This is a genomic window from Streptomyces sp. NRRL F-5122, from assembly GCF_001507435.1.
Taxonomy (GTDB): domain Bacteria; phylum Actinomycetota; class Actinomycetes; order Streptomycetales; family Streptomycetaceae; genus Streptomyces; species Streptomyces lannensis.
In genome coordinates this window covers 34332-53801 of the sequence record NZ_LMWH01000290.1, presented here as the reverse complement: position 1 = coordinate 53801, position 19470 = coordinate 34332, and the positions used below count along the sequence as shown (strand labels likewise).

Annotated in this window: 15 protein-coding genes; 12 read left to right on the top strand and 3 right to left on the bottom strand. The window is 69.7% G+C overall.

Annotation, left to right across the window (positions count from 1 at the left end):
* Positions 1–8 precede the first annotated feature (8 nt).
* The 12 genes from uvrC (at position 9) to pgi (ending at position 15673) form a co-directional block, all read left to right on the top strand.
* Positions 9–2042 (top strand): excinuclease ABC subunit UvrC, encoded by a 2034-nt coding sequence (gene uvrC, locus ADL25_RS41380; RefSeq protein WP_059133103.1) that lies wholly within the window; start codon positions 9–11, stop codon positions 2040–2042.
* Complete coding sequence (rapZ, locus tag ADL25_RS41375) at positions 2039–3052, top strand: RNase adapter RapZ (protein WP_059133102.1); 1014 nt, start codon at positions 2039–2041, stop codon at positions 3050–3052. Before uvrC ends, rapZ begins: the two co-directional genes overlap by 4 nt.
* Positions 3049–4116, top strand: coding sequence for a gluconeogenesis factor YvcK family protein (locus ADL25_RS41370; RefSeq protein WP_059133101.1), 1068 nt, complete (start codon positions 3049–3051; stop codon positions 4114–4116). The genes rapZ and ADL25_RS41370 overlap by 4 nt, the downstream gene beginning before the upstream one ends.
* Positions 4107–5096, top strand: a complete 990-nt coding sequence (gene whiA / locus ADL25_RS41365) for a DNA-binding protein WhiA (protein WP_059133100.1) — start codon at positions 4107–4109, stop codon at positions 5094–5096. Before ADL25_RS41370 ends, whiA begins: the two co-directional genes overlap by 10 nt.
* 151 nt (positions 5097–5247) lie before the next feature.
* Positions 5248–8205, top strand: a complete 2958-nt coding sequence (locus tag ADL25_RS41360) for a M14 family metallopeptidase (protein WP_059133099.1) — start codon at positions 5248–5250, stop codon at positions 8203–8205.
* A gap of 226 nt (positions 8206–8431) precedes the next feature.
* Positions 8432–9439 carry a type I glyceraldehyde-3-phosphate dehydrogenase gene (gene gap, locus ADL25_RS41355; RefSeq protein WP_059133098.1) on the top strand — a complete coding sequence of 336 codons (1008 nt, stop codon included), beginning with the start codon at positions 8432–8434 and terminating at the stop codon, positions 9437–9439.
* 164 nt (positions 9440–9603) lie between these two features.
* Positions 9604–10815, top strand: coding sequence for a phosphoglycerate kinase (locus ADL25_RS41350; RefSeq protein WP_059133097.1), 1212 nt, complete (start codon positions 9604–9606; stop codon positions 10813–10815).
* Between the two features lie 5 nt (positions 10816–10820).
* Positions 10821–11597: a triose-phosphate isomerase gene (gene tpiA / locus ADL25_RS41345; RefSeq protein ID WP_059133096.1), complete on the top strand. Its 777-nt coding sequence runs from the start codon at positions 10821–10823 to the stop codon at positions 11595–11597.
* Positions 11598–11750: 153 nt separating this feature from the next.
* Positions 11751–11987, top strand: coding sequence for a preprotein translocase subunit SecG (gene secG, locus ADL25_RS41340; RefSeq protein WP_079050956.1), 237 nt, complete (start codon positions 11751–11753; stop codon positions 11985–11987).
* 211 nt (positions 11988–12198) lie between these two features.
* Positions 12199–12534 carry an RNA polymerase-binding protein RbpA gene (locus ADL25_RS41335; protein WP_003957010.1) on the top strand — a complete coding sequence of 112 codons (336 nt, stop codon included), beginning with the start codon at positions 12199–12201 and terminating at the stop codon, positions 12532–12534.
* Positions 12535–12679: 145 nt separating this feature from the next.
* Positions 12680–13948, top strand: a complete 1269-nt coding sequence (locus ADL25_RS41330) for an MFS transporter (RefSeq protein WP_079050955.1) — start codon at positions 12680–12682, stop codon at positions 13946–13948.
* A 72-nt stretch (positions 13949–14020) separates the two neighbouring features.
* Entirely contained in the window at positions 14021–15673 is a 1653-nt protein-coding gene (gene pgi / locus ADL25_RS41325; RefSeq protein WP_059133094.1) for a glucose-6-phosphate isomerase, read from the top strand.
* A gap of 69 nt (positions 15674–15742) precedes the next feature.
* Here pgi and ADL25_RS41320 read toward each other — a convergent pair whose 3' ends face one another.
* The 3 genes from ADL25_RS41320 to ADL25_RS41310 all read right to left on the bottom strand — a co-directional run bounded on the left by ADL25_RS41320 (position 15743) and on the right by ADL25_RS41310 (position 19351).
* On the bottom strand, positions 15743–18025 hold the full coding sequence (locus ADL25_RS41320) for an ABC transporter permease (protein ID WP_059133093.1): 2283 nt from the start codon (positions 18023–18025) through the stop codon (positions 15743–15745).
* Between the two features lie 64 nt (positions 18026–18089).
* Positions 18090–18839, bottom strand: coding sequence for an ABC transporter ATP-binding protein (locus tag ADL25_RS41315; protein ID WP_059133092.1), 750 nt, complete (start codon positions 18837–18839; stop codon positions 18090–18092).
* The gene (locus ADL25_RS41310) at positions 18836–19351 is read right to left on the bottom strand and encodes a PadR family transcriptional regulator (RefSeq protein WP_059133091.1); all 516 of its coding nucleotides are present in this window, start codon (positions 19349–19351) and stop codon (positions 18836–18838) included. Before ADL25_RS41310 ends, ADL25_RS41315 begins: the two co-directional genes overlap by 4 nt.
* Positions 19352–19470: the final 119 nt, after the last annotated feature.

Genomic DNA, 19470 nt, shown 5'->3' with positions numbered 1-19470 from the left:
TGTGAGACATGGCCGACCCCTCCAGCTACCGTCCCCAGCCGGGAGAGATCCCGGACTCACCCGGGGTCTACAGGTTCCGCGACGAGCACCGCCGGGTGATCTACGTCGGAAAGGCGAAGAGCCTGCGCCAGCGCCTGGCGAACTACTTCCAGGACCTGACGAACCTCCACCCGCGCACCCGCACCATGGTCACCACGGCCACGTCCGTGGAGTGGACGGTGGTGTCCACGGAGGTCGAGGCGCTGCAGCTGGAGTACACCTGGATCAAGGAGTTCGACCCCAGGTTCAACGTCAAGTACCGCGACGACAAGAGCTACCCCTATCTCGCGGTGACGATGAACGAGGAGTTCCCGCGCGTTCAGGTGATGCGTGGCCAGAAGCGGAAGGGCGTACGGTACTTCGGCCCGTACTCGCATGCGTGGGCGATCCGCGACACCGTGGATCTGCTGTTGCGTGTCTTCCCCGTGCGCACTTGCTCGGCCGGCGTCTTCAAGAACGCCGCCCGCACCGGGCGCCCCTGCCTGCTCGGCTACATCGGCAAGTGCTCCGCCCCCTGCGTCGGCCGGATCTCCCCCGAGGACCACCGTGAACTGGCCGAGGAGTTCTCCGACTTCATGGCCGGCCGCACCGGCACGTATCTGCGTCGTCTGGAGAAGCAGATGATGCAGGCGGCCGAGGACATGGAGTACGAGCGTGCCGCCCGGCTGCGTGACGACATCGAGGCCCTGAAGAAGGCGATGGAGAAGAACGCGGTCGTGCTCACCGACGCGACCGACGCCGATCTGATCGCGGTCGCCGAGGACGAGCTGGAGGCGGCCGTGCAGATCTTCCATGTGCGCGGCGGACGGGTGCGCGGCCAGCGCGGCTGGGTCACCGACAAGGTCGAGGACGTCACGACCGGTGCCCTCGTCGAGCACGCCCTGCAGCAGCTCTACGGCGAGGAGACGGGCGACTCCGTGCCCAAGGAGGTGCTGGTCCCGGCGCTGCCCGACCCCATAGAGCCCGTCCAGGACTGGCTCACCGGCCGCCGTGGGTCCAATGTGTCCCTGCGCATCCCGCAGCGCGGGGACAAGAAGGCGCTGATGGAGACCGTGCAGCGCAACGCCCTGCAGGCGCTCGCCCTGCACAAGACCAAGCGCGCCTCCGACCTGACCACCCGGTCGCGCGCCCTGGAGGAGATCGCCGACGCCCTCGAGCTGGACAGCGCGCCGCTCAGGATCGAGTGCTACGACATCTCGCACCTCCAGGGCGAGGACGTGGTGGCCTCCATGGTGGTCTTCGAGGACGGACTGCAGCGCAAGGGCGAGTACCGCCGCTTCCAGATCAAGGGCTTCGAGGGCCAGGACGACGTCCGCTCCATGCACGAGGTGATCACCCGCCGCTTCAGGCGCTATCTCGCCGAGAAGGAGAAGACGGGGGAGTGGGCGGACGGGGACGTCCTGACCGAGGAGGACGGGCGGCCCAAGCGGTTCGCCTACCCGCCGCAGCTCGTCGTCGTCGACGGCGGTCAGCCGCAGGTCGCGGCGGCCAAGAAGGCGCTGGACGGGCTCGGCATCGACGACATCGCCGTGTGCGGCCTCGCCAAGCGTCTGGAGGAGGTCTGGGTGCCGGGCGAGGACGACCCGGTGGTGCTTCCGCGCAGCAGTGAGGGCCTCTACCTCCTCCAGCGCGTCCGCGACGAGGCCCACCGTTTCGCGATCACCTACCAGCGCACGAAGCGGACCAAGCGGCTCAGGACAAGTCCCCTGGACGAGGTACCCGGGCTCGGTGAGACACGCAAACAGGCGTTGATCAAGCACTTCGGCTCGGTGAAGAGGCTTCGATCCGCGACAATCGACCAGATTCAGGAGGTCCCCGGCATCGGCCGCAAGACGGCCGAGACGATCGCCGTGGCCCTCGCCAAGGCGGCCCCGGCCGCACCCGCCGTGAACACGGCGACCGGAGAGATCATGGAAGAGGAGGAACCCGAGACGACGGCGGGTTCCTTCGGGGAGCCCGTGTCCGCGGGACCTCCCGATGAGCGACGGGGGCAGGAGACATGACCGAGCAGGACCGGAGCGCGGAAGAACGCGCGACGCAGGACCAGGCCGCCCACAAGGACGCGGGTGAGGATCAGCCGCCCCAGGAGGCGGAACAGGAAAACGGAGCACAGGTGAGTACGGGAATCGAAGCCGCCGGGGTGCCGGACACGGCCATCCCGGAGCTGGTGATCATTTCCGGAATGTCCGGCGCGGGCCGGTCGACGGCCGCGAAGTGTCTGGAGGACCTCGGCTGGTTCGTCGTCGACAACCTGCCGCCCGCGCTGATCCCCACCATGGTGGAGCTGGGCGCCCGCTCCCAGGGCAACGTCGCCCGCATCGCGGTCGTCGTGGACGTCCGCGGCCGACGTTTCTTCGACAACCTCCGCGAGTCGCTTGCCGACCTGGAGTCGAAGAACGTCACACGGCGGATCGTGTTCCTGGAGTCCTCCGACGACGCCCTGGTGCGCCGATTCGAGTCCGTTCGCCGGCCGCACCCGCTCCAGGGCGACGGCCGCATCGTCGACGGCATCGCCGCCGAGCGTGAGCTGCTGCGTGAGCTGCGCGGCGACGCCGATCTGGTGATAGACACCTCCAGCCTCAACGTGCACGAGCTGCGGGCCAAGATGGACGCCCAGTTCGCCGGTGAGGAGGAGCCCGAGCTGCGGGCCACCGTGATGTCCTTCGGCTTCAAGTACGGCCTCCCGGTGGATGCCGACCTGGTCGCGGACATGCGCTTCCTGCCCAACCCGCACTGGGTCCCGGAGCTGCGCCCGTACACCGGCCTGAACGAGGAAGTGGCCGCGTACGTGTTCAACCAGCCCGGCGCCAAGGAGTTCCTCGACCGCTACGCCGAGCTGCTCAGGCTGATCGCGGCCGGGTACCGCCGGGAGGGCAAGCGGTACGTGACCATCGCCATCGGCTGCACCGGCGGCAAGCACCGCTCCGTCGCCATGTCGGAGAAGCTCGCCGCCCGGCTGGCCGCAGAGGGAGTGGAGACCGTGGTCGTGCACCGGGACATGGGGCGCGAGTGACCGGACGTACTCTGCGGCTGAGCAGGCTGCGCCGGGTGGTGTCCGAGGGACGGGGCGGCAGCCCCGCCGAGGCCCGTGGCGGCCGGGCGCGCCGCCGCGGCACCCAGCCCAAGGTCGTCGCCCTGGGCGGCGGCATGGGACTGTCCGCCTCGCTCGCCGCGCTGCGCCGGATCACCGGCGACCTCACCGCCGTCGTCACCGTCGCGGACGACGGCGGCTCCAGCGGCCGACTGCGCGACGAGCTCGGCGTGCTCCCGCCCGGAGATCTGCGCAAGGCGCTCGCGGCGCTCTGCGGCGACGACGACTGGGGCCAGACCTGGGCACGGGTCATCCAGCACCGTTTCCAGTCCAAGGGCGATCTGCACGAGCACGCGGTCGGCAACCTGCTGATCGTGGCCCTGTGGGAGCAGCTCGGGGACCACGTCCAGGCTCTCGACCTGGTCGGCAGGCTGCTCGGTGCCCACGGCCGTGTACTGCCCATGTCCGCCGTACCCCTGGAGCTCCAGGCGCTCGTCAAGGGACACGACCCGGTACACCCGGACGAGATCGGAACGGTACGCGGGCAGGCGAACGTCGCGCTGACCCCCGGGGAGGTGCAGTCCGTGCACCTCGTGCCGAACGACCCGCCGGCCGTGCCCGAGGCGGTCGCCGCGGTGCTGGACGCCGACTGGGTCGTGCTGGGCCCGGGCTCCTGGTTCTCCTCGGTGATCCCGCATCTGCTCGTCCCCGAGCTCCTGGACGCCCTCTCGGAGACCAAGGCGCGCCGGATACTCTCCTTGAACCTCGCTCCGCAGCCAGGAGAGACCGCGGGCTTCTCCCCGCAGCGTCATTTGGAGGTTTTAGGACGACACGCCCCTAAACTCGCCCTGGACGTGGTGTTGGCCGACCAGGCCGCCGTGCCCGACCGTGCCTTGCTGAACGAGGCCGCCAAGCGGTTCGGCGCCACGGTCGAGCTGGCACCGGTGGCCCGGACCGACGGAACCCCGCGGCACGACCCGGAGCTGTTGGCCGCCGCGTACGACCGTATTTTTCGGATGCATGGAAGGATCGGCCCATGGCGATGACGGCAGCGGTGAAGGACGAGATCTCCCGGCTTCCCGTCACCCGGACCTGCTGCAGAAAGGCGGAGGTCTCGGCGATCCTGCGGTTCGCAGGTGGACTGCACCTGGTCAGCGGCCGCATCGTGATCGAGGCGGAGCTGGACACGGCGATGGCCGCACGGCGTGTCAAGCGGGACATCCTGGAGATCTTCGGTCATGCCTCCGAGCTGATCGTGATGGCGCCCGGTGGACTGCGTCGCGGCTCGCGCTACGTGGTCCGCGTGGTCGCGGGCGGTGACCAGCTGGCCCGCCAGACGGGTCTCGTCGACGGCAGGGGCCGCCCGATCCGCGGGCTGCCCCCGCAGGTGGTCTCGGGGGCCACCTGCGACGCCGAGGCGGCCTGGCGCGGCGCGTTCCTGGCGCACGGTTCGCTGACGGAGCCCGGTCGCTCGTCCTCGCTCGAGGTGACCTGCCCCGGTCCCGAGGCCGCGCTCGCCCTGGTCGGCGCCGCCCGTCGCCTGTCGATCGCCGCCAAGGCGCGCGAGGTGCGGGGAGTGGACCGTGTGGTCGTGCGGGACGGCGACGCCATCGGCGCGCTGCTCACCCGGCTCGGCGCACACGAGTCCGTGCTGGCCTGGGAGGAGCGGCGGATGCGCCGCGAGGTCCGTGCCACGGCCAACCGCCTGGCCAACTTCGACGACGCCAACCTGCGCCGTTCCGCCCGTGCGGCTGTCGCGGCCGGTGCGCGGGTCGCCCGTGCCCTCGAGATCCTCGCCGACGAGGTGCCCGAGCACCTTGCGGCGGCCGGCCGGCTGCGCATGGAGCACAAGCAGGCCTCCCTGGAGGAGCTGGGCGCCCTCGCCGACCCGCCGCTCACCAAGGACGCGGTCGCGGGCCGTATCCGCCGGCTGTTGGCGATGGCCGACAAGCGGGCGTCGGACCTCGGGATCCCGGGCACGGAGTCCAATCTCTCGGAAGAGATGGCGGACAATCTGGCCGTGTGACCGGCGAGCTCGACACGCCGGTTCCCGACGCCTTCTGAGGGAGTGTCGGGAACCGGCGTTTGTCTGTCCTTGAGGCACTCTTGACTCGATCATGAACTGTCATGAGCCTGGCAACGTTCGCCGCCGTGGCGGACCACTGCTAGGGGGGTTCATGAGACACAGAGCGAGATCGATCCTCGCTGTCGGCGCGCTCCTGCTCGGCGGAGCGAGCCTCGCACCCATCGCCCAGGCGCAGACCGGAGCTTCCGCGCACACGTCCGACGCGGATGAGGTCAAGGTCTTCCGCGCCGAAGTCACCCAGAAGCAGGTACCCCTGCTGCTCGAGGCCGGCCAGGACAGCCATGAACTCGGCGAGCAGGTGGCCGGGAACGGTACGAGCACCGTCGAGGTCTACCTCACCGACCGGCAGGCCGACGGCCTGGAGAAGCAGGGCGTCTCCCTCACCGAGCACAGGTTTTCCGCCAAGGCGGAGGCACGCGTCGAGGGCGCGGCCCAAGGCGTCTTCCGTCCCTACAGCGGAAAGGGCGGCATTGCGGAGGAGATCCTCAGGACGAGTCAGGCCCATCCCGGACTGACCAAGGTCGAGTCCATCGGCAAGACGATCAACGGCCAGGACATCCTCGCCCTGAAGCTGACCAAGGACGCGAAGAAGTCGAAGGACGGCTCCAAGCCGTCGGTGCTGTACGTGTCCAACCAGCACGCGCGTGAGTGGATCACGCCAGAGGCGACCCGGCGGCTGATGCACTACTACCTGGACCACTACACCGGGGACAAGCGCATCAAGAAGATCGTCGACTCCACCGAGCTGTGGTTCGTCGTCTCGGCCAACCCGGACGGCTACGACTACACGTTCAAGGACTCAGGCACCCGCCTGTGGCGCAAGAACCTGCGGGACGTCAACGCCGACGGTGTCATCTCCACCGGCGACGGCGTCGACCTCAACCGCAACTTCGCCTACAAGTGGGGCTACGACGACGAGGGTTCGTCCCCCAACCCCACCAGCGAGACCTATCGCGGAGCCACCCCCGGGTCGGAGCCGGAGACCAGTGCGCTCGACCGGTTCGAGAAGCGCATCGGGTTCACCTACGGGATCAACTACCACTCCGCCGCCGAACTGCTGCTGTACGGCGTCGGCTGGCAGGTCGCCACGCCCACCCCCGACGACGTGCTCTACAAGTCGCTCGCCGGCACCCCGGACAACCCGGCGATCCCCGGCTACCGCTCGCAGGTCTCCTCGGAGCTCTACACCACCAACGGCGAGGCGGACGGCCACGCCGCGAACGTCAACGGCATGGCGATGTTCACGCCCGAGATGTCGACCTGCCAGAGCGCCTCGAACAGCGACCCGGACGACGCATGGAACGCGGCCGACTGCCAGTCGGTCTTCAACTTCCCCGACGACGAGAAGCTGATCCAGAAGGAGTTCGAGAAGAACATCCCCTTCGCGCTCTCCGTCGCCGAGACCGCCTCCCACCCCGACCAGCCGTCGTCCTCGGTCGGCATCAACGCTCCTGACTTCACCCCGGCCTCTTTCGCGACGTCGTACTCGCGCGGCGCGGACCAGGAGGTCTCGGTCGTGGCGCGGAAGTCCGTGCGCGACAAGGAGCTCAAGTACCGCGTCAACGGCGGCCGTACCAAGGACGTGTCGCTCAAGCCCTGGAAGGGCGGCCGGACGTACGGCGGCGAGGACAACCTCTACTTCGACGAATACCGGGCCGAGGTGCGGGACGGTGACCCGGGCGACAAGGTCGAGGTGTGGTTCACCGGTGAGACGAGGGGCGGCAGGAACACGTCCAGCCCGCACTTCACCTACACCGTGGCCGAGCGGCCCGTCGCGGACACCCTGGTGGTCGCCGAGGAAGGCGCCACGGCCACCCAGGCACAGACCTACGTCGACGCCCTGAGGGCGAACGGCCGCAAGGCGATTGTCTGGGACGTGGCCACCCAGGGCGCGCCCGACGCGCTCGGTGTGCTGGACCACTTCAGGACCGTGGTCCACTACACGGGCGCGAGCGTCCCGGGCAACGCCACCCAGCTCCAGCTCCGCGCCTTCCTCAACGAGGGCGGCAAGCTGATCGAGGCGGGCGAACAGGCCGGCGGCGCCGTCGACCTCGGCGGCGGTACCCTGTCGAACGACTTCAGCCAGTACTACCTGGGCGCCTACTCGCGTACCTCGACTCCGGGGGCCAACGGCTTCACCGGCTCGGGCAGGCTCGACGGCTTCTCCGGGGCGCTGGGCGCGGCGGCGGGCAACCCGCTGGACCGGGCGGGCACCTACGGCGTCACCTCGGACGAGCTCGCCGTCGGCACCTATCCCCAGTTCGCGAGCGCCGGGGCGGGCCGGTTCGCCGGCACGGTCAACCCGTACGGCCCGTACACGGGTTCGTACATGGCGGCCGCCGTCCACACCGACGACGGGTACAAGCGGCTCACCCGCACCCTCGACCTCTCCAAGGCGAGCGCGGCCGACCGGCCGACGTTGCGCACCCGGCTGCTGTGGGACACCGAACCGGGCTACGACCACGCCGTGGCGGAGATCCACACCGTCGGGGCGGACGACTGGACGACCCTGCCGGAGGCCGGAGGCGCCACCCGCGACACGGTGCCCACGGAGTGCGAGGCCGGGTTCCTCATGGCCGAGCACCCCTGGCTCAAGCACTACCTGACCCAGACTGCCGCCGGCTGCACCGCGACCGGAACCACCGGTGCGTGGCACAGCTTCACCGGCTCGTCGAGCGGTTGGCAGCAGGTGGACTTCGACCTGAGTGCGTACGCCGGGAAGTCGGTGGAGGTCTCGCTGAGCTACATCACCGACCCGGGCAGCGGCGGTCACGGCGTTCTCGCCGACGACGCCTCGCTCGTCGTCGGCGGCACGGCCACCGAGACCGAGGGCTTCGAAACGTCCCTGGGCGCCTGGAGCGTGACCGGACCGCCCCCGGGCAGCCCGGCCGTCCTCAAGGACTGGGCCCGTACCGGGACGCTGTTCTCGACGTACGGAGCGGTCACCACGGACCGGACCGTGCTGCTGGGCTTCGGCCTCGAGCACGTCACCTCGGCGGCGGACCGGGCGGTGCTGATCAAGAAGTCGCTGGCAGCACTCGCCCGCTGACGGTCCGTAGTCAACGGCAGTTGGTCCCTTATCGCCGAAAAGTGTGACCGGGCCCTTGTCTCGGGGCGGTCCGTACCCCTACTGGCGGGTACGGACCGCCCTGCCGTGTACGGGGCATCTCGATGTCACTCCGGGAGCCGCTGGGAGGTAGGGTCATGGGTGGTCGGGGACATCCCATACAGCTCGCCGGCGTCGAAAGCCGGCGTACCAACGAGGAGATCGGTTCGTGACGATCCGCGTAGGCATCAACGGCTTCGGCCGCATCGGACGTAACTACTTCCGCGCGCTGCTGGAGCAGGGTGCAGACATCGAGATCGTGGCTGTCAACGACCTGGGTGACACCGCGACCACCGCTCACCTGCTGAAGTACGACACCATCCTCGGCCGCCTCAAGCAGGAGGTGTCCCACACCGAGGACACCATCACCGTCGGCGGCAAGACGATCAAGGTCCTCTCCGAGCGCAACCCCGCCGACATCCCGTGGGGCGAGCTGGGCGTCGACATCGTCATCGAGTCGACCGGCATCTTCACCAAGAAGGAAGACGCCGAGAAGCACATCGCCGGCGGCGCCAAGAAGGTCATCATCTCGGCCCCGGCCAAGAACGAGGACGTCACCATCGTCATGGGTGTCAACCAGGACACCTACGACCCGGCGAACCACCACGTCATCTCCAACGCCTCCTGCACCACCAACTGCGTGGCCCCGATGGCGAAGGTCCTCGACGAGAACTTCGGCATCGTCAAGGGTCTGATGACCACGGTGCACGCGTACACGAACGACCAGCGCATCCTTGACTTCCCGCACAAGGACCTGCGCCGCGCCCGTGCCGCCGCCGAGAACATCATCCCGACCACCACCGGTGCCGCCAAGGCCACCGCACTGGTCCTGCCGCAGCTGAAGGGCAAGCTGGACGGCATCGCGATGCGCGTCCCGGTCCCGACCGGTTCGGTCACCGACCTCGTCGTCGAGCTGAGCCGCGAGGTCACCAAGGAAGAGGTCAACGCCGCCTTCCAGAAGGCCGCCGAGGGCGAGCTCAAGGGCCTCCTCGACTACACCGAGGACCAGATCGTCTCCTCGGACATCGTCAACGCCCCGGCGTCCTGCACCTTCGACTCGTCCCTGACCATGGTTCAGGACGGCAAGAACGTGAAGGTCATCGGCTGGTACGACAACGAGTGGGGCTACTCCAACCGTCTGGTCGACCTGACGGTCTTCGTCGGCAACCAGCTCTGATCGCCGAAGCAGGCATCTCGATGCGATAGCAGGGCTCGGACGGCGCACGGTCGCGCCGCCCGAGCCCTGCCGCACGTACAGCGAGCCGGTCCGCACGCGGGCACGGCTCGCGTGCAGATCCATCAGCCCTCGTACGATCAAGAGCTTTCCTCAGGAGTCCCCTTATGAAGACGATCGACGAACTCCTCTCCGACGGCGTGGACAACAAGCGGGTCTTCGTCCGCGCCGACCTGAACGTCCCGCTGGCCGACGGCCTGATCACCGACGACGGCCGCATCCGCGCCGTTCTGCCCACCGTCAAGGCCCTCGCCGACGCGGGCGCCAAGGTGATCGTCGCCTCGCACCTGGGCCGCCCCAAGGGTGCTCCGGACCTGGCCTTCTCGCTGCTGCCGGCCGCCGAGCGGCTCGCCGAACTCCTCGGTGCCCCGGTCGCGTTCGCCCAGGACACCGTCGGCCCCGCCGCCCACGACGCGGTCGACGGCCTCCAGCCCGGCCAGGTCGCGGTCATCGAGAACCTGCGCTTCAACCCCGGCGAGACCGCCAAGGACGACACCGAGCGCGGCGAGTTCGCCGACCGGCTCGCCGCCCTCGCGGACGTGTACGTGGGCGACGGCTTCGGCGCGGTCCACCGCAAGCACGCCTCCGTGTACGACCTGCCTGCCAGGCTGCCGCACTACGCCGGCTACCTGATCGCCACCGAGGTCGGCGTCCTGAAGAAGCTCACCGAGGACGTCCGGCGTCCTTATGTCGTCGCGCTCGGCGGCGCCAAGGTATCGGACAAGCTGGCCGTCATCGACCAGCTGCTCGACAAGGCCGACCGCCTGCTCATCGGCGGCGGCATGGCCTACACCTTCCTCAAGGCCAAGGGCTACGAGGTCGGCATCTCCCTCCTCCAGGAGGACCAGATCCCGGCCGTCACCGAGTACATCGAGCGCGCGGAGAAGAACGGCGTCGAGCTGGTCCTCCCCGTCGACGTGCTGGTCTCCCCGGAGTTCCCGGACCTGAAGGCCAAGGCCCCCACGAACCCCACCGTCGTCGCCGCGGACGCGATCCCGGCGGACCAGGAGGGCCTGGACATCGGTCCGGAGACCCGCAAGCTGTACGCCTCGAAGCTCGCCGACGCGGCCACCGTCTTCTGGAACGGCCCCATGGGCGTCTTCGAGCACCCCGACTACGCCGAGGGCACCAAGGCGGTCGCCCAGGCCCTCATCGAATCCCCGGGCTACACCGTGGTCGGTGGCGGCGACTCCGCCGCGGCCGTCCGCATCCTGGGCTTCGACGAATCGGCATTCGGCCACATCTCGACCGGTGGCGGCGCCTCCCTCGAATACCTCGAGGGCAAGACGCTCCCCGGCCTCGCCGCACTGGAGGACTGACCTCGATGAGCACGCGCACGCCGCTGATGGCGGGCAACTGGAAGATGAACCTCAACCACCTCGAGGCCATCGCCCACGTCCAGAAGCTCGCCTTCGCCCTGGCCGACAAGGACTACGACGCCGTCGAGGTCGCGGTCCTGCCGCCCTTCACCGACCTGCGCTCCGTGCAGACCCTGGTCGACGGTGACAAGCTCAAGGTCAAGTACGGTGCCCAGGACGTCTCGGCGCACGATTCCGGTGCCTACACCGGTGAGATCTCCGGCACGATGCTGGCCAAGCTGAAGTGCACCTATGTGGTGATCGGTCACTCCGAGCGCCGCCAGTACCACAACGAGACCGACGAGCTGGTGAACGCCAAGGCCAAGGCGGCCTTCAAGCACGGTCTGACCCCGATCCTGTGCGTCGGCGAGGAGCTGGACGTCCGCGAGGCGGGCAACCACGTCGCGCACACGCTCGAGCAGGTCGAGGGCGGCCTCAAGGGCCTGCCGGCCGAGCAGGCCGAGTCGATCGTGATCGCCTACGAGCCCGTCTGGGCCATCGGAACCGGCAAGGTGTGCGGCGCCGACGATGCGCAGGAGGTCTGCGCGGCGATCCGTGGCAAGATCGCGGAGCTGTACACGCAGGAGGTGGCCGACAAGGTCCGCGTCCAGTACGGCGGCTCGGTGAAGTCGGGCAATGTGGCGGAAATCATGTCGAAGCCGGACATTGATGGCGCACTTGTGGGCGGTGCCTCGCTGGACGCCGACGAGTTCGTCAAGATCGTCCGCTTCCGGGACCAGTGAATCGCCCTCCGGACGCGAACCGACAGGTCGCGAGTATGCGGTAGAGGCGATCCGTCGTACCCTTGCGGGGCCGAGACTGTTATTCGGAACGTGACGTTTCCGTAAGAGCCTCGGCCCCGTCGTTCATCCGAATCCGAGGAAGTTGGTCCAGCCGTGGTTTTGGGGTTCTCGATCGCCCTGATCGTCTTCAGCCTGCTGCTGATGCTGCTGGTGCTGATGCACAAGGGGAAGGGCGGCGGCCTCTCCGACATGTTCGGTGGCGGCATGCAGTCCTCCGTCGGCGGCTCCTCGGTCGCCGAGCGCAACCTCGACCGGATCACCATCGTGATCGGTCTGCTCTGGTTCGCGTGCATCGTGGTGCTCGGCATCCTGATGAAGGTCAAGAGCTAGCGTCGGGTGACACCGACAGATCGCACATAAAGTACGTAACGCCCCATGTTCGGTACGGGTCTTCGGACGCGGCCTATCATGGGGCTTGCGTCTAGGGGCGGGGGTAACTCCCATCACTGGACGCGCGTTGGGCCTTACGTAGACTGAGGCGCTCGCAGCGAAGCGAAACGCCGACTCGCTTTGCGGCACCATCACGCAGGGAGTTACGACCGTGGCAAGTGGCAACGCGATCCGAGGAAGCCGGGTCGGGGCGGGGCCGATGGGCGAGGCCGAGCGCGGTGAGTCCGCGCCGCGTCTGCGCATCTCCTTCTGGTGCTCCAACGGGCACGAGACGCAGCCGAGCTTCGCCAGCGACGCGCAGGTTCCCGACACCTGGGACTGCCCGCGCTGCGGCTTTCCGGCCGGTCAGGACCGGGACAACCCGCCGGACCCGCCGCGAACCGAGCCCTACAAGACGCACCTCGCCTATGTGCGGGAGCGGCGCAGCGACGCGGACGGCGAGGCGATCCTCGCCGAGGCGCTCGCCAAGCTGCGGGGCGAGATCTAGAACCTGAGTCCGGCCGGGCACCGACGCGTGTCCGGCCGGAGTCGTCGTGCCCACCCGCGGCAGGCATGCGCGGCGGATCGCGGCGCGGCCGATTGTCAGTGGTGTCCCCTACGGTGTGTGCATCGGCACATTGTGAGGGGGAATCGTGGCGGCGGTCGAGGCTGCGGGCGGGCGTGCGCCCGCGTGGCGCGGGGGGTTCGGGCGGCTGTGGTCCGCTGCCGTGGTCTCCCGGTTCGGGGACGCCCTGCGCACGGCTGCGCTGCCCCTGCTGGCCGTGCGGCTCACGGACGAGCCGTTCGTCGTTGCCTCGGTCACGGCCTGCGGCTATGCCCCCTGGCTGCTCTTCGGCCTGCTCGGCGGGGCCGTGGCAGACCGGGTGGACCAGCGGCGGGCGATGTGGGCCGTCGACACCCTGCGCGGCGTGCTCGTCGCCTCCTTCGCGCTGGCCGTGGGACTCGGGCACGCCTCGATCCCGTTGCTGCTCGCGCTGGCCTTCTCGCTCACCACGCTCCAGACCCTCTTCGACAACGCCTCCACGGCGCTGCTGCCGTCCCTGGTGAAGCGCGAGTCCCTCGGCGGCGCCAACGCCCGGCTGATGACCGGGCAGCAGCTGGCGGGCGGCCTGCTGGCGGGCCCGTTCGTGCCGCTGCTGCTGGCGGCGGGCGCCTTCATGCCGTTCGCGGCGGACGCGACCACGTATCTCCTGGCCGCGGCCCTCGTGGCCTCCCTGCGGATCCGGCCGCCCGAGCGCGAGCCGCGCCCCGCCGGCAGCACGCTGAGGGGGGAGATCGCCGAAGGCCTGCGCACGCTGTGGCGGGACCGGGCGTTGCGCGGGGTCTGCCTGGCAACGCTGCTGTGCAACATCGGCATGGGCGCCCTGATCGCGACACTGGTGCTGCACGTGACGCGCTGGCTGCACGGTGGCACCGCGGAATACGCGGCCGTGATGACGGCGTACTCGGCCGGCAGCCTCGTCGGCGGCTTCGTCGCCCAGCGGATCGCGCGCCGCACCGGACGTGTCCGCGCGCTGCTCCTGGCCGGATGCGTCCAGACGGCGTCGCTGGTCGTCATGGGCACGGTCCGCCATCTGGCGGCCCTCGTCGCGGGCATGCTGCTGCTCGGCGCCATGAACATGGTGTGGAACGTCAACCAGGTCACCCTCATGCAGCAACGCAGCCCCTCGGCCATGGTGGGCCGCATCGCCTCCGCCTTCCGCACGGCCTCGACGTCCGGTGCGCCGATCGGCGCGCTGCTCGGCGGAGTCGTGGCGCGGACCTACGGGCTGAACGGGCCCGCGCTGCTCGCGGCCGTGCTCTTCGGACTCGCCGTCACCTCGTTGATAACTGTGGGCAAGCCGGACGTATCTGTTGTTGCGCCGGAGGTCGGCGCGACGGCAGGTCACCCGACGCCCTGATCAATTAGGTTGTGACCGGTAGCGGCGCGAGGTACGCAGCAGCACACGCAAGGAAGAAGGCGGAAGTCCGAGATGAACGCAGACGGCCGTACCAGGCTCAACCAGTCGCCCGAGTGGACCGCTCTGGCCAAGCACCGTGAGGAGCTTGACGGGCTGGGGTTGCGGGAGCTCTTCGCAGCGGATCCGGGGCGGGGTGAGGGATACACGCTGCAGGTCGGGGATCTGCACGTCGACTACTCCAAGCACCTGGTCACCGACGAGACGCTTCGGTTGCTGCGCGAGTTGGCCGCCGCCAGGGACGTGTCCGGTCTGCGGGACGCCATGTTCCGCGGGGAGAAGATCAACGTCACGGAGAAGCGGGCGGTGCTGCACACGGCGCTGCGTGCTCCGCGTGATGCGGTCGTCGAGGTCGACGGCGAGAACGTGGTGCCGAAGGTCCACGCGGTGCTGGACAAGATGGCCGCCTTCGCCGACCGGGTCCGCTCGGGGGAGTGGACGGGGCACACCGGCAAGCGCATCAAGAACGTGGTCAACGTCGGCATCGGCGGCTCGGACCTGGGTCCGGCGATGGCGTACGAGGCACTGCGGGCCTACACCGACCGCTCGCTGACCCTGCGGTTCGTCTCGAACGTGGACGGCGCCGACCTGCACGAGGCGACGCGCGATCTGGACCCGGCCGAGACGCTGTTCATCATCGCCTCCAAGACGTTCACCACCATCGAGACCATCACCAACGCCACCTCTGCCCGCAACTGGCTGCTTACCGGGCTGAAGGCCGGTCAGGAAGCGGTCGCCAGGCATTTTGTGGCCCTGTCGACGAATGCCGGCAAGGTCACGGAGTTCGGTATCGACCCTGACAACATGTTCGAGTTCTGGGACTGGGTCGGCGGCCGCTACTCGTACGACTCGGCCATCGGGCTCTCCTTGATGATCGCCATCGGCCCCGACCGGTTCCGGGAGATGCTGGACGGTTTCCACACCGTCGACGAGCACTTCCGCACCGCGCCCGCCGAATCGAATGTGCCGCTTCTCCTGGGTCTGCTGGGCGTCTGGTACGGCAACTTCCACGACGCGCAGTCGCACGCGGTGCTTCCGTACTCGCACTACCTGTCCAAGTTCACCGCCTACCTGCAGCAGCTGGACATGGAGTCCAACGGCAAGTCGGTGGACCGTGAGGGCAGGCCGGTGGAGTGGCAGACCGGCCCGGTGGTGTGGGGCACCCCCGGAACCAACGGGCAGCACGCCTACTACCAGCTGATCCACCAGGGCACCGAGCTGATCCCGGCCGACTTCGTCGGCTTCGCCGAGCCCGTCGGGGAACTGAGCCAGGAGCTGAAGGCACAGCACGACCTGCTCATGGCCAACTTCTTCGCGCAGACGCAGGCGCTGGCGTTCGGCAAGACCGCGGACGAGGTGCGCGCCGAGGGCGTGCCCGAGGAACTGGTGGCGCACAAGACGTTCAAGGGCAACCACCCGACGACCACGATCCTCGCCCGGGAACTGACGCCGTCGGTCATCGGCCAGCTTGTCGCCCTCTACGAGCACAAGGTGTTCGTGCAGGGCGCGATCTGGAACATCGACTCCTTCGACCAGTGGGGCGTCGAGCTCGGCAAGGTGCTTGCCAAACGTGTCGAACCCGCTCTCACCGAGGGCGCCGATGTGCCGGGCCTCGATGCGTCCACGAAGGCGCTCGTCGCCAAGTACCGTGAGCTGCGAGGCCGTTAGCCGTCACAGACAGGGGCGGCTGGCCCTCGAACCGCTCGCGAGGGCCGGCCGGTGCGGAGACCGCCGGCCTCAGGCCACCGCGCTCAGGGTGTCCGCGAGCCGGCGGCGCGCGGCGCGGGCAGCCGGCAGGGCCGCGAGGGCGGCGGCGCCCAGGACCGCGGCGGCTCCGAACAGCAGCAGAGGTACGGGGGAAGGGCCCTGGGCCAGTCCGGCGCCGATACCGCTGGAGCGGCCCTGGGTGTCGATCAGCCAGTGCGCCAGCGGAATCCCCAGTGCCGTGCCGACGCCGACCGCGGCCAGTGCGGTGCAGGCGGTGGCCGTGACGGTGATGGCGGTGATCTGCCGCGGTGACAGACCGATCGCCTTGAGTGCCAGCAGGTCCCGTTCGCCCTCGCGGACGGTGCCGCCCATCGCACTCAGCAGGTCGACGATCCCGATCAGCGCGAGGACCGCGATCAGGCCGACGACCACTCCGCGCAGCGGGGACAGTCCGTCCGCCGGGTTCGTCACCGGATGTACGTCGATATGCCCGCGGGCGGCCTCGGCCAGCTCGTCGGCGACCTCGTGCGGATCGGCTCCGGGGCGGAGCCGGAGCTGATAGAGGGTCGGGCGCAGATGCGGATCGTTCTCCCGCAGGGTGTCGAGCGAGGTGGAGATGACCCGCCCGGCGTTCTCCGGCTCGATGCTGCGGCCCACGATGTGCAGGATCTGCGGCTGGTCGCCCACCGTCATCCGCACCCAGTCGCCTACGCGCACGTCCAGCAGGTCGAGCAGCCCCTGCCCGGCCACCGCCTCGTCCGGGCCCCGTGCCGGCCGGCCCTCGGCCACGGCAAAGGGGTAGGGCGCCGCGCGGGTGCCCAGGCCGCGCAGGGCGATCGTGGCCGTCTGGCCCGGCACCAGGGCCGCCACCTCGACGCCCGGATAGGCGTCCGCGACCTGCGGATCCCCCTCAAGAAGCGAGCGGGCCGCCGTGTCGCCGAGGTCCCCGTCGGGGCGGACGGTGAGAGCGCCCGCGAGGCCGACCTCCTGGGGTCTGCTGTGGAAACGGTCGATGGTGGTCCAGGCGCTCATCGCCACCACGATCAGCAGCAGCGGCAGCGCCAGCCGGGCGACGGTGGCGAGGGCGCGGGGACGGCGGGTGAAGGCGTTGTGCCAGCCCAGGACGAGCGCGGGGGGCAGCCGCAGGCCGAGGGCTCCGCGCGCCACGCCCGTCAGACGGCCCCCGGCGGGCGCCGCCGGCCGGGGCACCGGTACGGGAGGCACCCGTCCCGCCCGCCAGGCCGCGAGCCAGGTGGTGGCGGCGATGAACAGCACCGCGCCGACCGGGACCGTGAACAGGACCACGGTGTGTCCCGGCAGCCCCTGCCACACACCGACCGCGTCGCCGAGACGCCCGGGGATCCGGCTGCCGAGGCCCTGGGTGAGCGTCGCCGCGGCCAGGGCGCCGAGCAGGGCGTAGGCGACATGCTGGAGCAGGAAGATCCGCACGACCTGGCCGGGGGTGAAGCCGATCGCCTTCAGCACCGAGATGTCCCGCAGATGCCCGCGGATGCGGGTGCCGATCGCCCCGTGGACGGCGAACCCGGCGGCGACGAGCGCTCCGAGCCCGAACAGCCCGAGCACCTGGCCCAGCAGCCGGTTGTCGCCCTGCGCCTCGGCCCGGGCCTGCTTCCACGTCGAGACCTCGCTGACCGCGCCGGCCCCGAGCACGGTGACGGAGCGCTGGACGGCGTAGTCGGTGTCCTCCGGGTCGGTCAGGCGCAGCCCGGTGACCTGGCCGCCGGGATCACGCACGGCGGACGGCAACGCCCAGACGAGCCCCGGCTGTTCGCCCGGACTGTAACGGGGTTCGGCGCTGTCGGTGATGCCCACGACGGTCAGGGTCCGTGCCGTGCCGGCCACTGTCAGCAGGTCGCCGGGCTCGGCCAGCAGCGCCCGGGCCAGCCGGCTCTCCAGCACCACGCCGTCGGGCTGTGCAGGGCTCAGCCAGTGGCCCGACGTGATCAGCGGGCGGCCGACGGAGGGTGCCCGCGGTGTGCCGCGCAGTTCCACCGAGGCGCGGGTGCCCCGGGACGTCAGGGTCGCGGCCTCGGTGGTGTAGGGACCGGCCACCGACTCGACGCCGCCGAGTCCGGCCAGTTTCGCCGCGTCGGCGTCGCGGGCGGTGTGGATCCAGACATGAGCGCCGTGCGACTGCGTGAAGATCCGTTGCCAGGGGTTGGTCGCGTATCCGAACAGTGCCGTGGCGAGCAGCAGGGAGATGACGATGCCCGCGGTGGCGAGGACCATGAACAGTGCCTCGCCGCGATGCGTCCGCAGATCGGAGTGGGCCCAGCGCAGGGTGGCTCGCACGGTGTCAGCCCCTCGGCTCGCGCGGGCCGGAACGGTCCGCTCTCGGATCGTCGTGCACCGCGGATCAGTCCTTCAGCTCCAGCACACCGGATATCCCGGTCCTGCGCGGGGGTGTGCCGTCGAGCTCGGCGTCGTCGACGATGCGGCCGTCGAAGAAACTGATCACCCGGTCCGCGGCGCTCGCCAGCCGGGCGTCATGGGTGACCAGCACGATGGTCTGGCCGCGCTGGTGGAACCGGGAGAGCAGCCGCATCACCTCGCGGGTGCCCTTGCTGTCGAGGCTGCCCGCGGGTTCGTCGGCGAGCAGCAGCGGCGGATGGTTGACCAGGGCCCTGGCCAGTGCGACCCGCTGCTGTTCGCCGCCGGACAGCTCTCCCGGCAGGCTGCGCTCCTTGCCGGCGAGCCCCAGCTCGGACAGCAGTTCCTCGCGCTCGGCCCGGGCCTGCCTGGGCGTGACGCCGGCGAGCAGCGCGGGCAGTTCGACGTTGTCGGCGACGGACAGGTTGGACACCAGATTGAAGAACTGGAAGACGATCCCGATGCGCTTCCTGCGCTCCACCGCCCAGCGCGCCTCGGTATAAGCGTCGGTGCGCTCGCCGTCCAGCCAGAGGCTGCCGCTGTCCGGTCGTTGCAGCCCGCCCAGCAGATGCAGCAGCGTCGACTTCCCGGCGCCGGACGGTCCGGTGACGGCCACGAACTCGCCGCGGACCACGCTCAGGTCGACCCCGCGCACGGCGCGGGCGGGTGCTCCCTCGCCATGATGGGTCTTGACGAGTCCTTCGGCCCGCAGCAGAGGAGTGGGGCTCTCGCTCACTCCAGCTCCTCCAGTTCCTCCTGGCACCGCTCCAGCCAGTCGAGGTCGGCCTGCAGGTGCAGCATGGCGCCCTCGATCAGCAGGTGGGCGATGCGGTTGTCCCGGTCTTCCGCGGCGGCCAGTTTCGACAGGTTGCGCATGGTGTTGAGGTACCGGCGCCGCTGTTTGTTGATCAGGGCGATCTGATCGGCGAGACCGGTCTGTGGAGCGAGCGCCAGCTTCATGAAGAACTCGTCCCGCACCCGTGGTTCGTCCTCGGGCTCCTCGAACCAGGCGCGCAGCGCCTCACGCCCGGCGTCGGTGAGATGGTAGATCTTCTTGTTGGGCCGGCTGGACTGCTCGACCTCCTCGCCCTCGATCAGCCCAGACTTCTCCAGGCGTCCGAGGGTGACGTAGATCTGGCCGACGTTCGGCTGAGGGTACGCGGAGCCCAGCAGTTGCTCAAGGTCCTGCTTGAGCTCGTAGCCGTGGGCGGGGCCGCGTGCGAGGAGAGCCAGGAGGGGCAGGCGCACTCGTGCAGTCCTCCTCGCGTCCTTGTTTTGTGCTCCAGGCCCTAGTATCGCCCATACCTAACAGGTATACATGGCCTCTGACCCGGGCGACGACGCCCGGTGCCGGTGTACAGGGAGGA

Bases quoted from the DNA above. Each gene is read 5' to 3' on its own strand.
- uvrC (WP_059133103.1), top strand. From the start codon at position 9: ATGGCCGACCCCTCCAGCTACCGTCCCCAGCCGGGAGAGATCCCGGAC.
- pgi (WP_059133094.1), top strand. From the start codon at position 14,021: ATGAACGCAGACGGCCGTACCAGGCTCAACCAGTCGCCCGAGTGGACC.
- ADL25_RS41360 (WP_059133099.1), top strand. From the start codon at position 5,248: ATGAGACACAGAGCGAGATCGATCCTCGCTGTCGGCGCGCTCCTGCTC.
- tpiA (WP_059133096.1), top strand. From the start codon at position 10,821: ATGAGCACGCGCACGCCGCTGATGGCGGGCAACTGGAAGATGAACCTC.
- whiA (WP_059133100.1), top strand. From the start codon at position 4,107: ATGGCGATGACGGCAGCGGTGAAGGACGAGATCTCCCGGCTTCCCGTC.
- rapZ (WP_059133102.1), top strand. From the start codon at position 2,039: ATGACCGAGCAGGACCGGAGCGCGGAAGAACGCGCGACGCAGGACCAG.
- ADL25_RS41350 (WP_059133097.1), top strand. From the start codon at position 9,604: ATGAAGACGATCGACGAACTCCTCTCCGACGGCGTGGACAACAAGCGG.